The organism is Streptomyces sp. NPDC000594 (assembly GCF_040299965.1).
In the GTDB taxonomy this organism is placed as follows: Bacteria; Actinomycetota; Actinomycetes; order Streptomycetales; family Streptomycetaceae; genus Streptomyces.
In genome coordinates, this window is the sequence record NZ_JBEPCY010000001.1 from 165,143 (window position 1) to 179,581 (window position 14,439).

Consider the following 14,439-nt stretch of genomic DNA (forward strand, 5'->3'; position numbering starts at 1 on the left):
CCATGATCTCCTTCCGCTTCCGCGCCCCGGACCTTCCGCCGTACAGCTGCGCCGTGGTGGGCCGCCGGCGGCGGGTCCTGGATCTGCCGCTGCTCGCCTGGCTCACCGTCATCTGGGTCCTGCTGTGGGGGAACGCCAGCTGGGCCAATGTGGTCAATGGCTTCGTGGTGGCCGTGGTCCTCTGTCTGGCCTTCCCCCTGCCGTTGGTTGACATCCGGCTCCGGCTCCATCCGCTGGGCATCGCCCGGCTGGTGGTCCATCTGCTCGTGGACATGTACACCTCCGGGGTGAAGGTGGCCCGGCAGATGTTCGACAGCAGGCCCTACCGGGCGGCCGTGCTCGCGGTCCCGCTGCGCTGCCGCACCGATCTGATGCTCACCGCGGTCGCGGTCGCCGTCTCCAATGTCCCCGACGGCTCGGTGGTGGAGGTACGCCGCGCCAACGCCACCCTCTTCGTCCATATCCTGGAGGCCGACGACCCGGACGCGGCGGACCGTGCCCGCCGGTCGGTATGGCGGATGGAGGAGTTGACGGTACGCGCCTTCGGCGACCGCGAGGAGATCGCCCGGGTACGGCGGGAGCCCCGGCCCGGGGAGCGGCCCGGGGAGGGCGGGCGGTGAGCGTGGCCCGTACCGTGGACGAGGCGCTGCTGACCGCCGCCGCGGTGATGATCCTGGTCGCCGGGGCGCTGGTGGTCTACCGGCTCTGGCGCGGCCCCTCGATGCTGGACCGGGCGATGGCCCTCGATGTCATCGCCGCGCTCATGATCGCGGGGATCGGGGTGCGGTCCGCCTTCACCCGGGACGCCTACTACTTTCCGATCATGCTGGTGGTGGCCTTCCTCGGGTTCACGGGCTCGGTCGGCATCGCCCGCTTCATCGCGGTCCGCGACCGTGCGCCGGACACCCCGGAGCACCCCAGCGGTTCCGGTTCCGGTTCTGGCTACGGGCCCGGTTCCGGTTCCGGTTCCGCCGAGGGGAGGAGCGGATGAGCGGCTGGGAGCAGACGGCCGACACCGCCGGAGCGGTCCTGCTCCTCCTCGGCGCGGCCGTCAGCCTGCTGGGCGCGATCGGCATGCTGCGGCTGCCCGATGTGCTCTCCCGGAGCCATGCCGCGACCAACCCCCAGTCGCTCGGCATGCTGCTGGTGCTCTTCGGGGTGGCGCTGCGGCTCCGCAGCGGCATCGACCTCGGCACCCTCGGCCTGGTCGGCTTCTTCCAGCTGCTGACCGGCCCGGTCGCCGCCCATCTGGTGGCCCGGGTGGCGTACCGCACCGGCCATGTCGGGCGGGCGGGGCTGCTCTTCGACGAGCTGGACGAGCAACTCAGCGCCGGACCCCGGGGTGACGGCGGCGGACCCCAGGGGGACGGCGGCAGAACTCAGGGGGCCGGGGGCGGGCCGGGCCGGGGATAGCCGCGCCGGCGGACGACCTCCTCGGTCAGCCGGGCGAAGGCGCGGGCGGCGGCGCTCCGGTAGCCGCCGTCCCGCTGGAGCAGGACGACCGTACGCCGGGGCAGGGCCGGCTCCAGCGGGACCGGCGTCAGCAGCGGATGGTCATGGGTGATGGCATCGGGCAGCACCGTGGCCAGCCCGGTGCGCCGCACGATCTCGGTGAGGGCCTGGAGGGAGTCCGCCTGGACCACGATCCTCGGCCGGACCCCGTGCGCGGCGAAGTAGGCGTCGATGTACCCACGGGTGGCGAAGGCGTCACTGAGCAGCGCCAGTCGGTACGAGGCCAGCTCGCGTACCGGCAGCGGCACCGGCAGCGGCGCGGGCGGCCCGGGGCGGGCGCCGGCCCCGGCGGATCCGGCACCCGTCCCGTCGGACTCGGCATCCGTCGCGGTGGATCCGGCGCCGACGACCAGGCCGAGGCTCTCCAGGAACAGCGGCGTCGCGGCGATACCCGGCGGGTGCGGGCCGTCGAAGGCGATACCGAGATCGATCCCGTCCGCCGCGAGCCCCGCCTCGATGCGGTCCTGGGACATCTCCCGGACCTCCAGGGTGATCCCGGGGTGACGGCTGTGGAGTTCGGCGGTGAGCGGACCGACGAGATAGGCGGTGAAGGTCGGGGTGACGGCCAGCCGCAGATGACCCCGGGAGAGATCGGCGACGTCCAGGACGGCCCGCTCGGCCGCGGCCAGGTCCCGGAGCGCGCCACGGGCGTGCCGGGCGTAGATCTCCCCGGCGTCCGTGAGGCTCACCGTCCGTCCGCCCCGGTCGAGCAGTTGCGCCCCGACCGTCCGTTCCAACTGCTTGATCTGCTGGGACAGGGTCGGCTGGGAGATCCGCAGCCCCTCGGCGGCGCGGGTGAAGTTGGCGTGCTCGGCGACCGCGAGCAGATAGCGCAGATGACGCAGTTCCAGGGCCATGACTCCAGTGTAGACGGAGGTATAGATGACATCGATAGAAGTCATGGTTACTACGTCTTGGACGCTATAGGTACAGGTCATGCATGGTGGATCCCGTCGGCCCCACCGGGCCGGAAGCCATCGAAGGGAGTGACCCGTGCGCGACCTCATCGAAGGCGTCGCCCGATTCCGGCAGGACGCCTACCCGGCCCGGGCGGAGCTTTTCGCCGAGCTGGCCACCGTCCACCGGCCCACGACGCTCTTCATCAGCTGCTCCGACGCCCGGGTGGTGCCGGAACTGATCACCCAGAGCGAGCCGGGCGAGCTGTTCGTCGTCCGGACCGCCGGAAATCTCGTCCCGGCCCATACACCCGGCTCCGACGGAGTGGCCGCGAGCATCGAGTACGCGGTCGCCGTCCTGGGTGTGCGCTCCGTCGTGGTGTGCGGGCACTCCGCCTGCGGCGCCATGACCGCGCTCGCCGAGGAGCACGATCTGAGCGCCGCCCCCGCCGTCGCCGACTGGCTGCGGCACGCGGACGCCTCCCGGGCCCGCGCGGGCACCACCGGCAGCGGCGCCGGGCGGGTGGACGCCCTGGTACGGGAGAACGTCCTCGCCCAGCTGGCCAACCTCGCCACCCATCCCTCGGTGGCCCGCGCCCTCGCCGGGGGCACCGTCACCCTGCACGGCTGGGTGTACTCGATCCCCGACGGCACGGTCGAGGTGCTCGACCCCGTGTCGTCGGTTCCGGGCACGCGGCCCGCCGACCGGAACGCCACCGCCGCCCTCGCGGCCTGACCCACCCCCCGAAGCCGCTCCCGCAGAGGGGAACGGCCCACCGAAAGGAAACCTCTCATGGTCCACGCACAGCTCGACCCCGCCGCCCGCCAGGCGCTCGCCGTCACCGCCGTCGAGGCCAAGATCCGCAAGGATCTGACCTGGCAGCGGATCGCCGACGCGGCCGGCCTGTCGGTCGCCTTCGTCACCGCCGCCGTCCTCGGACAGCACCCCCTCCCGGAGACGTCCGCCCGGGCCGTCGCCGACCTGCTCGGCCTGGACGACGACGCCGTGACCCTGCTCCGTACCGTCCCGGTGCGCGGCACCGCCCCCGGCGCCGTCCCCACCGACCCGACCATCTACCGCTTCCACGAGATGCTCCAGGTCTACGGCACCACCCTGAAGGCCCTGATCCACGAGCAGTTCGGGGACGGCATCATCAGCGCGATCAACTTCAAGCTGGACGTACGGAAGGTCGCCGACCCCGAGGGCGGCGAGCGCGCCGTCATCACCCTGGACGGCAAGTACCTGCCGACCAAGCCCTTCTGACCTGCCGCCACGGTACGTCGGTGGCGCCGTCGACCGTCCTGGACAGGGGGGATACCCTGCCCGGGACGGTACGCCCGTCCGGCCCCATCCCCGTACGAGCGGAGCCCTCGTGACCGAAACCTCGCCGCCGCACCCGTCCGCCCTCCGGCTCGACCCCCTGGTCCGCGATCTCGACGGGGAGACCGAACACCTCCGCGCACGGGGCCCGTTCGTCCGGATCGATCTGATGGGGGTCCCCGCCTGGACCGTCACCCGGCACGAGCAGGCCCGGCAGCTGCTCACCGATCCCCGGCTGGTCAAGGACATCGACGCCTGGCGGCTCTGGCGGTCCGGCGCGGTCACCTGGGAGTGGCCGCTGATCGGCATGGTCGACACCCGGACCTCCCTGCTCGGCAAGGACGGACCCGAACACCGCAGACTGCGGGCGAGGATGACCCAGGCCCTCACCCCCCGGCAGCTCACCGAAGTGCGCCCGGTCATCCAGGAACTCATCGACGGATGCCTGGAGCGCACGGCCGGAGAGGCGGGCCCCGACGGCCGGGTGAACCTCAAGGAGACCTTCGCCCAGCCGCTGCCCATGGGCGTCGTCTGCGCGCTGCTGGGGGTGGACCCCGGCGCCATCCCGCATCAGCTGCGCCTCTGGCGTACCTTCTTCTCCACCCAGACCTCGCCGGACGAACGGCGGGCGGTCATCGGCGAGCTGGAGGAGATCTTCACCGCCCTGGTACGGGAGCGGGCCGCACGCCCGGCCGCCGATCTCACCAGCGCACTCCTCCTCCCGGACGGCGCGGGCGAACCGCTGACCCAGGAGGAGGCGACCGGCAATCTCCAGGTGCTGGTCGCCGCCGGGCACGAGAGCACCGTCGCCCTCCTGCTGAGCGCGGTACGGGCGCTGCTCACCCACCCCGACCAGCTGCGGCAGGTCCTCGACGGCCGGGTCCCCTGGGAGGCGGTGGTGGAGGAGACCCTGCGCTGGGACCCCCCGACCTCCCATGTGCTGATGCGGTTCGCCACCGAGGACATCGACATCGACGGCTTCGTCATCGAGGAGGGGGAGGCGCTGGCCGTCTCCTACCGGGCGATCGGCCGTGACCGGGACCGGCACGGTCCGGGGGCCGACTCCTTCGACATCACCCGGCCCGCCCCGGCGCGGCATCTCTCCTTCGGCCATGGGCCGCACCTCTGCCCCGGCGCCGGGCTCTCCCGGCTGGAGGCGGCCATGGCGCTGCCCGCGCTCTTCGAGCGGTTCCCGGAGCTGGCCCTGGCGGTCCCCGCCGAGGAGATCGGCCATCTGCCGGTGATCACGCAGAACGACCTCGCGTCCTTCCCGGTGCTGCTGTACGGCTGACGCGTCCCTGAGGCCGGCTCAGCGGAAGTCGTCCACATGGTCGCGGGCCCATGCGGCATAGGTGCGGGCGGGGCGGCCGGTGATATCGGCGGAGGTCAGCCAGGGGATCTCGGGCTCCTGCCAGGCCTGCTCCGCCGCGTCCGCCTCCGCCCCCTCTTCCGTCCCGCCGTCGCCGTCGCCGTCGCCGTTGTCGCCGTCGTCACCGGTCGTGGCGCCCGCGTAGTCCTCGAAGCCGAAGAGATAGTCGGCCATCTCCGCCGCCCAGCCGCCCTGGGCGCGATAGAACGCCCTGGCCTCCTCCGGCCCGGTCTCCGTCACCCGCAGCGGCTCGCCGAGGGCGGCGGAGATGGCGGCGATCCGCTCGCGGGGGGTCAGCTCCTGCGGCCCGGCGATGCTGTACGCCTGCCCGGCGTGCCGGTCGTCCAGCAGGGCGTCGGCGATGACATCGGCGATGTCCTGTTCATGGATGGGGATGCCGGGGGTGTCCAGATCGACATCGACCACCCGGCGCTCCGCCCGGACCGAGGGTCCCCAGAGCAGCAGGGAGTTCAGCGCGAACTCCCCGGGCCGGACATGGGTCCACTCCAGGCCGGACCGCTCGACGGCCTGCTCGACCGGATAGTGGTACTCGCGGTCGTGACCGGCGGTGACGGCGGCGGAGGAGAGCACCACGACACGGCGGACACCGGCCTCCACCGCGAGCGAGACCACCTCGTCCACGGCCTCCCCGACCGGGAAGAGCAGCATGGTCCGTACGCCCTCCAGCGCGGGCGGGAGACTCCCGGGGCGGGTGAGATCGCCCTCGACGACCCGTACCCCGGGGGCCGGTGCGACGCTCCCGGGCCGGCGGGTCAGCGCGCGGACCTCCTGTCCGGCCCCGGTGAGCCGGGTGAGCACATGCCGTCCCACATTCCCTGTCGCACCGGTCACCAGTATCGCCATGACATGCACTCCTCTCGACGGATCCGTCCGACAACGATCACATACCGACGGGGAGGCACTCCGGCGCACCGTGGTCAACGGCGGTTTCGGACGGCGCACTTACCGACCGTGTCCCGCCGTGTCCCGGCCGCAGCGCTCCGTTCAGCTCCTGCTCCCAGAGCCGGTGGGTGATCCGGTCCACGGCCTCCCGGAGATGGCGGCGATAGGTACTGAAGGGGAGGCCGAGGCGGGCGGCGACGGCCTGTTGGGGGGCGGGGCGGCGGTGGGCGTAGGTGGCGGTGAAGGCACGGTGGCGGCGCTCACCGCCCCGTTCGTCGGGGAGCCGCTCGGCCGCGCCCAGCAGGGCCCGGGTCAGATCACCCCCGTACACGGCGACGACCCGGCTGCGTGCCAGCGGGTTGCACCGTAACTCCCCGGGTGAACCGAGGGACTTCAGCGCCTCCCGTACGGCGGTCCCGAACTCGGTACGGGAGAGAACGACGTGCCCGGTCCCGGTCCCGGGGACACCGCTGTCGCCGTCGGGGGAAGGGCCCGCCGGAGGCGGTGGGGGCGGGGACACGGCCGGACGCACGGTCACCGGCCCGGCGCGGTGGTCGCGGGCGAACAGCCGGTACTCCCGGGCGCCGACCCGGACCGGGTCCCCGGCCGGGAGCAGGCCGTACTCCGCCAGGGGGCCGTTCCGGCAGGGGTCGTCCCGGTGCACCACCACATGGAGGGCGAGCCGGTCGAGATGGAGCCAGGCCCCGGTCAGCGCCCGCCGGTGGGCCGGGGAGAGGGGGGACGAGGGCCGGTGGGGGAGGCCGGGGTGGACGAAGAACCGGCTGACCGCGATCCGTTCCCCGCGCCGCACCGGAGCGTGCCGGCGGGCGTACCGGCGCACGGCGGCGACCACGGGGTCGAAGGCGGAGCCGTCCTCCGCCCCGCCGTCCCCGCTGTCCTTGTCGGCCCCGCTCTCCTCGTCGTCGCCGTTGTCGCCGTCCAGCCACAGGGTGGTGGTGAAGGAGACGACCGGTCCGCCGTGGGCCCGGCGTTGGACACGGAAGGCGGCGGGGCGGTGCTCCAGCCACCGCCGGACGATCTCCGCGACGGCGGCGCCCTCCACGGCCCGGGCCAGCTCCAGCACGGCCGCCCGGTCGCCGGGGCCACGGAGGGACTCCTCGACCGGAGCCGGGTTCCGCTCCCCGTCGTCGTCGGGATGGTGGCCGGGGCGGTACAGATACTCCAGCGCGGCCACGGTGGGGCCGAGCCGCGCGGCCGGTGTCCGCCGCAGCCGTCCCAGGAAGTGGTCGTGCAGCCGTTCGTGGAGGGCGCGGTACCCCTCGGGGTCGCGCCAGCGCAGATCCGCCGCCAGGGCCGCCCGTACCGCGTGCTGCGGGTGGAGCCCGGCGGCGGACGGCTCCAGGTACGGCTGGGCGCGCAGCCAGGCGAACAGCTCCGGCGCCCGCTCCCCGAACAGGGCGTGCAGCAGATCCTCGGAGATGTGGGGCGCGAGCCCGCACACATCGAGGGCCCGGCGGTGCGGCGGGGACGGCGGGTCGCCGATCAGCCGGGGGAGCAGTGCGGCGATCACCTCTTGGCCGGGGGTCCAGCCGGTCCCCGGGGTCCCGCCGGACCGCGCCCGGGGGGCGGTGAGGGAGAGCGCCAGCGGATGGCCGCCCGTGAACTCCAGTACGGCGTGGTGGGCGGCGGCCGGGACGCCCCGGCGGCGCAGATGGGCCAGGGCGTCCGCCGGGGGGAGCGGGCCGAGCCGCCGCACCGTGAGATGGTCCGCCCAGCCGCACTCCGCCGTCCAGCGGGTGTCCGGGGCGGTGCGCCCGGCGAGCACGGCGACGGCGCCCACCGGCAGCTCCGGCAGGAACTGTTCCCACAGCCACTCCGCCGGCCGTCCGCACCGGTCGGCGGCGTCGATGAGCAGCACCGCGTCCGGCAGGTCGAGCGCCCCGGCGGCGGCCCGCCCGAAGTCCGCCGCCGGGTGGGCCGGGGCCGGGTCCGGGCCCAGGCTCAGGTCCCGGTCCCGGTCGAGGCTCGGGTCCCGGTCCAGGTCCAGGCGGAGCACCGGCCGTCCCGCCGTGGTCGCCTCCTGGGCGAACCGCCGCAGCAGCGCGGACTTGCCGATGCCGGGGGCCCCGTGCACGAAGAGCACCGGGGGTGTGTCCGGTGCCCCGGCGAGCATCGCGCGGAAGTGGGCCGTCTCCGGCTCCCGGCCCACGAACGCCCGCTCCCGCGCCGCCGTGAGCCTGGCCCGCAGCCGGTCGCCGCCGACCCGGTGCACGGTTCCACCGGCCTGGTGCACGGTTCCACCGATCCTTCCCATGGCCTTCCTCCACCGTGGTGCCGGGGGCCGGTGTGCCGCGCCGGCCCTCGTACAGGGGTACAGGGTGTGGTCGCTCACTCACTCGCACTGGAAAGACAACAGCAGCGCGCCTATCCGGCAGAGAGAGACGGAACCTTGATGTGTGAGTACTCAAACACTCACACTTGGGGGTGTCAACGGGCCCGCAGGCACGGGGAGTTGGTGGACGGCCCGCCCCGGCGGCCGGGGTGCCCGCATAAGCGCCGCCGGGGCCGGATTCAGCGGCCGAGTGTGGCGGCCTCGGCCGTGAAGAGCGCTTCCGGATCCAGCTCCATGCCACCGAAATGGCCCGCGAGTTCGAGCGACAGCACCCCGTGCAGCCGGGTCCAGAAGGCCATGGCCGTGGCGAAGGGATCCGCTACCCCCGCCGCGCCGCCGGTCTCCAGCAGGATCTTCATGATCTCGTCGGCGATCTCGGTGGTCTCCCTCGGTGCGCGATAGCCGGGTACGGGGGTGCCGTAGATGAGCAGATAGCGGTGCGGGTCGGCGAGCGCCCAGCCGCGCAGGGCGCGGGCCAGCCCCGCGAGATCCGCCCCGGCGCCGGCCGCCTCGTGGAAGGTGTCGGCGAGGCTGCGATAGGCGTCCCGGATCAGCTCGGTGATCAGCTCGTCCCGCCCGGCGAAGTAGCGATAGAGGGCGGGACCGCTCATGCCCATCTTCTTGGCGATGGCGTTGAGGGAGAGCGCCGAGGCGCCGTCCGCCGCGATCCGCTCCCAGGCGAGCTGCTTCACCTCCGCCCGGATCTGGTTCCGGTACCGCTCGCGGGGGGTCGCCCCGGTCTCCGTCATGTTCCGCTCCTGACCGCTCTCTGTTCGTTACAAGGTATCACCATGGCGAGCGGTTGACGCATTGACGAAGGGGTGGTTATAACTTCTCACAACAGCGATACCGAGTAGCGGAGGTCGTCATGAGTACCGTCGTCGAACGCCTGGAGGTGGTGCTGCCCGGCACCGTGGAGCCCGAGGGCCTGCGGCTGCGCCGGGTGCCGGTCCCGGTGCCCGGAGCCGGACAGCTGGTCGTGGCGATGGAGGCGACCGGAGTCTCCTTCGCGGAGCAGCAGATGCGGCGGGGCCGCTACTACGATCAGCCGCCCTTCCCCTTCGTCCCGGGGTACGACCTGGTGGGCACGGTGGACGCGGTGGGTCCCGGGGTCGGTCCGGAGCTGCTGGGGACCCGGGTGGCCGCGCTGACCAAGACCGGGAGCTGGGCCAGCCATGTCCTGCTGGACGCCGCCGACACCGTGCCGGTGCCCGAGGGGCTGGGCGCCGCCGAGGCCGAGACCGCCGTCGTCAACGGCATCACCGCCTGGCAGATGCTGCATCGCAGGGCGCGGATCGGGGCGGGGCGGACGGTCCTGGTCCACGGCGCCAACGGCGGTGTGGGGACCCTGCTGGTCCAGCTGGCGCTCAGCGCCGGGGCGAAGGTGATCGGCACCGCGTCGGACCGCCACCACGACGCGCTGCTGGAGCAGGGGGTGTTCCCCGTCGACTACCGGACCGAGGATGTCCCCGCCCGGGTGCGGGAGCTGGCGCCGGGCGGGGTGGACGCGGTCTTCGACCATGTCGGCGGGCGCAGTGTCACCGACTCCTGGCGGCTGCTGGCGCCAGGGGGCACCCTGGTCGCGTACGGCACGGCCGCCACCCGGGACGACACCGGATCCCAGCGGTGGCCGGTGCTGAAGATCCTCGCGAAGGTGTGGCTGTGGCACGCGCTGCCCAATGGGCGCCGTGCCTTCTTCTACAACGTCTGGGGCGGCCGGGCCTTCGCCAAGGAGCGCTTCCGGGCGCGGACGCGGGCCGATCTGGGGCAGGTCTTCGAGGCTCTGCGGCAGGGCGAGATCACCGCGCGGGTCGCCGCCGAACTGCCCCTGGACCGGGTCGCGGACGCGATGCGGCTCGCCGAGTCCGGCACGGTCAGCGGCAAGGTCGTGCTCACACCGTGACCCCCCGCCCCCGCCGCCTCTCCGCGCCGGGCCCTGCTTGTCCCTTCCGCTCCCTCCCGTGAGGAATCCACCATGACCGCCACCGTTCCCGCCGCCCGTGACGCCGCCGCGCCCGGTGGCCACGATCTACTCCCCGGCGCGCGAGCCGCCGCCGGGGGCGGTGCCGTCCTCGACAACCGGCCGTCCTATCTCGCGTTCGGCCTCGCCTGGCTGATCGGCCATGGCGCCGCCGCCCTCGCGCACGGCGCCGATCCCCTGGTGCCGATGCCGTCGGCGCTCCCTCAGTTCCTGCTGGTGGGCGGGTTGCTGGCGGCCACCGTCACCACCGGCGCGGTCGCGGCCAGGGCCGGGCGCGGGGTCACCGGCGGGGCGGCGCTCACCGCGCATCTGCTCACCGGCGGCTGGGCGGTCGGGTTCGGCTCGCTCTTCCTTCTGATCACCGCCCTAAGCGGTGCGCTGGACGAGGGGGTGGTGCACACCCTGATGTGGCCGGCCGCCTCCGGACTCGTCGTCGGCCTGCTCTATCTCGCGGGCGGCGCCGTCCACCGGGACCTGCTCCAGTACGGCCTGGGCTGCTGGCTCGCGCTCACCTCGACCGCCGCGCTCTTCCTCGACCGGCCGGGTCTGTACGCGGCCCTCGCGCTCGCCGGCGGCGGGAGCTATCTCGTCGCGGCGGCGCTGGAACCCCGGCGCCGGGCCGCCGCCCTCGTACCGCACCCGGTGGCGGCCCGAGTTCCGGCGGCCTGAGCCCCGGGGACCGGCCCCGGCGGGATCAGGGGTGGGGCGATCAGCGGCGGAGGTCCTCGATGACGGTGTTCACGACATGCTCCGCCAGCCGGTCCACGGTCTCGCGGTCCTGTCGCCGCAGCGGCCCCCGGGTGGCGAGGTCGGCGAAGCCGTGCACGGCGGACCAGCACACCCACTCGGCGTCGCTCCGCCGCCGGGCGGGGAGCGCCCCGGTGTCGACCGCCTCGTCCAGCGCGTCGAGGAGCAGTTGGTACGGGGGAGCCACCCGGTCCGCGACGGCGTCCGCGCGGTCGGGGTCGTTGAGGGTGAGGATGGCCAGCTCGAACCAGCCGGGCTCGGACAGGGCGAAGTGGATGTAGCCGAGCCCGACACCCCGCAGCCGCCGCAGCGCCCGCTCGCCCGGGCCGACGCTCTCGGCACCCTCGGCACCCTCTACGGGCTCGCCCGGGCCGGCCCCCTCGGCGGGCTCGGCCGGGTCGTCGGCCATCGCGTCCATCCGCAGCCGCATGGCACGGGCGAGGAGGTCCTGTGCCTCGACGGCGACCGCGAGGACCAGGGTCTGCCAGTCGGCGAAGTGACGGTACGCCGCATTCGGGGAGACCCCGACGGAGCGGGTGACCGACCGCAGCCCGAGCGCCTGGGAGCCGCCGTCCCGCGCGAGCCGCAGCCCGGCCTCCACCAGCGCGGAGCGCAGATCGCCATGGTGGTACGAGCGCGTGTCACTGACCATAGTCGGCACTACCTCCCGAGGCAGTGTACAGCGTGAACATCGGTGGGGCGCGGTATCACCACCACCCGGGCGTTCCGCTCCGTACCGCCCGTGCCGCCGGGCCGCTTTGAGCACGCCGCGAGAAGACGCGGGCCCGGTGCCATGGAAGCGTGGGAGGCGACGGCGGTCGGCCCCGGAGACCGGCCGTCCACGCCCCCGGGCGGCACACGACCGGGGACCGGAGCCACCCGGGTGGCGCGTCGACGGGGGAGTGCTGTCCCATGAAGCTCGCCGAGAGCGAGAGCGAGACTGAGGCCGGAGCCGGAGCCGGAGCCGGAGCCGGAGCCGGGACCGAGACCGGCGCCGGGGCCGAAGTCGGCCCGGCGTCCCGGGAGCTGACCCTGCGCGTGACGGCGAAGGAGCGCGCCGCCGACGGCGTGGCCGTCCTCCGGCTCGCCCACCCCGACGGGGCGCGGCTGCCCGACTGGACCCCCGGAGCCCATCTCGACCTCGTCCTGCCCGGCGGGCTGATCCGCTCGTACTCCCTCTGCGGGGACCGCTGGGACCCCCACTCCTACCGGATCGCCGTGCTCCGCGAACCCGCCGGCCGGGGCGGCTCGGCCCTGATCCACGACCGGATCCGGGTGGGCGACCGCGTCGGCGCCAAGCGCCCGCGCAACACCTTCCCGCTGGTCCCCTCGGACCGCTATCTCTTCCTCGCGGGCGGCATCGGCATCACCCCGCTGCTGCCGATGATCCATCAGGCCCGGCTGACCGGCGCGGAGTGGCACCTCGTGTACGGGGGACGCCGCCGCGCCGCGATGGCCTTCCTCGGCGAACTCGCCGCCCACGGCGACCGGGTCACCCTGGTCCCGGAGGACGAGTGCGGCCGGCCCACTCTGCCCACCTGGCTCGGCACGGTCCGGGAGGGCGTACGGATCTACTGCTGCGGCCCCGCCGGGCTGCTCGACGCCGTCGCGGCGGCCTCGGCGCACTGGCCCCCGTACACCCTGCGGACCGAGCGGTTCACCGCCCCGGAGCGGGAGACGCCGGTACGGGACGCCCCCTTCGAGGTGGTTCTCGCCCGTACCGGCGCCACCGTCACCGTCCCGCCCGGCACCACCGTGCTGGAGGCGCTGCGCACCGCCGGGGCGGATCTCCTCTCCTCCTGCGGGGAGGGCACCTGCGGCACCTGCGAGACCACCGTCCTCGCGGGCGCGGTCGACCACCGGGACGCCCTGCTCACCGACGCGGAACGGGCGACCGGCGACCGGATGTACCCCTGCGTCTCCCGCTCGCGCGGCGAACGGCTGGTCCTGGACCTGTGAGCCGGCCCGTACACCCGTCGCTGTCCGTCGCGTCCCCGGCCCCCGCGCCGGCCGTCCCCCACCTGGAGGCCGTTCACCGATGACCGAGACCAGCGGCACCGCCCACGGGTCCACGTCCCGCCCGCTCCCCGTCCTGGACCAGGACCCCTTCGGCCCCGAGGTGCTGACCGACCCCCTGTCCTTCGACACCGCGCTGCGCGACGCCGGTCCGCTGGTGCGGCTGAGCACCCACGACGTCTATGCGACCGGCCGGTACGCCGAGGTGCGCGCCGCGCTGCGCGACTGGCAGGGCCTCGCCTCCGGAGCGGGCGTCGGGCTGTCGAACTTCCGCACCGAGAAGCCCTGGCGCTCGCTGAGCGTGCTCCTGGAGGCCGACCCGCCCCACCACGACGCCCCGCGCTGGGTCCTGGCGGAGCTGCTCGGCCCCGCCGCGCAGCGCCGGTTGCGCGCCCGCTGGGCCGAGGTGGCGGAGGAGACGGTCGACCGGCTGCTGACCGGCCCGCCGGGCTCCTCCGTCACCTTCGACGCCGTGCCCTCGCTGGCGGAGGCGTACCCGCTGCGGGTCTTCCCCGACGCCCTGGGCATCCCCGACGAGGGACGCGAACATCTGCTGCCCTTCAGCGACTTCCTGCTCAACGCCTTCGGGCCGCGCAATGATCTGGTCTCCCGGGGAGCCCCGCACGCCCGGGCGCTGTCGGCCTGGGTGAGCGACCACTGCACCCGGGAGACCTATGCCGGGGAGGGCGACGGGTTCGGGGCACGGATCTGGGCGGCCGCCGACCGGGGTGAGATCACCCCCCGTCAGGCACCCCTGGTGGTCCGCTCCCTCTTCGCCGCCGGGGTCAACACCACGGTGCACGCGCTCGCCGCCCTGCTCCAGGCGCTCGCCACCCACCCCGACCAGTGGCGGCGGCTGCGCGCCGAACCCTCCCTGGCACGGGCGGCGTTCGACGAGGCGGTGCGCTGGGCGTCACCGGTGCAGACCTTCTTCCGGACCGCCACCGGCGAGGTGCGGGTGGGGGGTTCGGTGGTGCCCGACGGATCGAAGGTCCTGCTCTTCCTCGGCGCCGCCAACCGCGACCCGAGGCGCTGGCCGGACCCCGACACCTTCGACATCACCCGGGACCCCTCGGGCCATCTCGGCTTCGGCTTCGGGATCCATCAGTGCGTCGGCCAGAGCCTGGCCCGGCTGGAGGCCGAGTGTCTGCTCACCGCGCTGGTGCGGCGGGTGGAGACGCTGGAGCCCGCCGGGCCCGCCCGGCGCCGGCTCAACAACACGCTGCGGTCCTGGGATTCGGTCCCGGTGCGGGTCCGCCTCGCCGGGAGCGAACAGAATGTCAGTTCGATTCCGTCTGGGTGTTTGCCTCGCACTATCGAGGAGTATACGGTGTGAACACG

Annotated in this window: 15 protein-coding genes; 10 read left to right on the top strand and 5 right to left on the bottom strand. The window is 74.0% G+C overall.

All coding sequences use genetic code 11. The features are described 5' to 3' along the window. Positions 1-2 precede the first annotated feature (2 nt). From ABT354_RS00405 to mnhG, 3 genes are read left to right on the top strand one after another with little or no spacing between them, the layout of a single operon-like run. Positions 3-620, top strand: a complete 618-nt coding sequence (locus ABT354_RS00405; RefSeq protein ID WP_351486847.1) for a Na+/H+ antiporter subunit E — start codon at positions 3-5, stop codon at positions 618-620. Beyond that, positions 617-991: an MrpF/PhaF family protein gene (locus tag ABT354_RS00410; RefSeq protein ID WP_351486850.1), complete on the top strand. Its 375-nt coding sequence runs from the start codon at positions 617-619 to the stop codon at positions 989-991. The genes ABT354_RS00405 and ABT354_RS00410 overlap by 4 nt, the downstream gene beginning before the upstream one ends. Then, a complete protein-coding gene (gene mnhG, locus ABT354_RS00415) occupies positions 988-1,413 on the top strand; it encodes a monovalent cation/H(+) antiporter subunit G (protein WP_351486853.1) in 426 nt (141 codons plus the stop codon). Before ABT354_RS00410 ends, mnhG begins: the two co-directional genes overlap by 4 nt. On the opposite strand, the gene ABT354_RS00420 is transcribed toward mnhG, so the two are convergent. Then, complete coding sequence (locus ABT354_RS00420; protein WP_351486856.1) at positions 1,380-2,369, bottom strand: LysR substrate-binding domain-containing protein; 990 nt, start codon at positions 2,367-2,369, stop codon at positions 1,380-1,382. The genes mnhG and ABT354_RS00420 overlap by 34 nt on opposite strands. A gap of 136 nt (positions 2,370-2,505) precedes the next feature. Between ABT354_RS00420 and ABT354_RS00425 the strand changes: the two genes are divergently transcribed. The 3 genes from ABT354_RS00425 (at position 2,506) to ABT354_RS00435 (ending at position 5,020) form a co-directional block, all read left to right on the top strand. Then, positions 2,506-3,144, top strand: a complete 639-nt coding sequence (locus ABT354_RS00425) for a carbonic anhydrase (protein ID WP_351486858.1) — start codon at positions 2,506-2,508, stop codon at positions 3,142-3,144. A gap of 57 nt (positions 3,145-3,201) precedes the next feature. Beyond that, positions 3,202-3,672 carry a cyanase gene (gene cynS, locus ABT354_RS00430; protein WP_351486861.1) on the top strand — a complete coding sequence of 157 codons (471 nt, stop codon included), beginning with the start codon at positions 3,202-3,204 and terminating at the stop codon, positions 3,670-3,672. Between the two features lie 109 nt (positions 3,673-3,781). Then, complete coding sequence (locus ABT354_RS00435) at positions 3,782-5,020, top strand: cytochrome P450 family protein (protein ID WP_351486864.1); 1,239 nt, start codon at positions 3,782-3,784, stop codon at positions 5,018-5,020. An 18-nt stretch (positions 5,021-5,038) separates the two neighbouring features. Here the strand turns inward: ABT354_RS00435 and ABT354_RS00440 are convergent, their stop codons facing one another. From ABT354_RS00440 to ABT354_RS00450, 3 genes are all read right to left on the bottom strand, one after another. After that, positions 5,039-5,962 carry an SDR family oxidoreductase gene (locus tag ABT354_RS00440; RefSeq protein ID WP_351486866.1) on the bottom strand — a complete coding sequence of 308 codons (924 nt, stop codon included), beginning with the start codon at positions 5,960-5,962 and terminating at the stop codon, positions 5,039-5,041. Positions 5,963-5,999: 37 nt separating this feature from the next. Beyond that, positions 6,000-8,276 (bottom strand): ATP-binding protein, encoded by a 2,277-nt coding sequence (locus tag ABT354_RS00445; RefSeq protein ID WP_351486869.1) that lies wholly within the window; start codon positions 8,274-8,276, stop codon positions 6,000-6,002. A 257-nt stretch (positions 8,277-8,533) separates the two neighbouring features. Further along, positions 8,534-9,103, bottom strand: a complete 570-nt coding sequence (locus ABT354_RS00450; RefSeq protein WP_351486872.1) for a TetR/AcrR family transcriptional regulator — start codon at positions 9,101-9,103, stop codon at positions 8,534-8,536. Positions 9,104-9,222: 119 nt separating this feature from the next. On the opposite strand from ABT354_RS00450, the gene ABT354_RS00455 reads away from it, so the two are divergent. Next, positions 9,223-10,257: a medium chain dehydrogenase/reductase family protein gene (locus tag ABT354_RS00455; protein ID WP_351486874.1), complete on the top strand. Its 1,035-nt coding sequence runs from the start codon at positions 9,223-9,225 to the stop codon at positions 10,255-10,257. 72 nt (positions 10,258-10,329) lie between these two features. Further along, positions 10,330-11,004, top strand: a complete 675-nt coding sequence (locus ABT354_RS00460) for an ABC transporter permease (RefSeq protein ID WP_351486876.1) — start codon at positions 10,330-10,332, stop codon at positions 11,002-11,004. A gap of 40 nt (positions 11,005-11,044) precedes the next feature. Here the strand turns inward: ABT354_RS00460 and ABT354_RS00465 are convergent, their stop codons facing one another. Beyond that, entirely contained in the window at positions 11,045-11,734 is a 690-nt protein-coding gene (locus tag ABT354_RS00465) for a TetR/AcrR family transcriptional regulator (protein WP_351486879.1), read from the bottom strand. 260 nt (positions 11,735-11,994) lie between these two features. Here ABT354_RS00465 and ABT354_RS00470 point away from each other — a divergent pair, with 260 nt between their 5' ends. Then, positions 11,995-13,041: a PDR/VanB family oxidoreductase gene (locus ABT354_RS00470; RefSeq protein ID WP_351486882.1), complete on the top strand. Its 1,047-nt coding sequence runs from the start codon at positions 11,995-11,997 to the stop codon at positions 13,039-13,041. 79 nt (positions 13,042-13,120) lie between these two features. Further along, positions 13,121-14,434 (top strand): cytochrome P450, encoded by a 1,314-nt coding sequence (locus tag ABT354_RS00475; RefSeq protein WP_351486885.1) that lies wholly within the window; start codon positions 13,121-13,123, stop codon positions 14,432-14,434. Positions 14,435-14,439 lie beyond the last annotated feature (5 nt).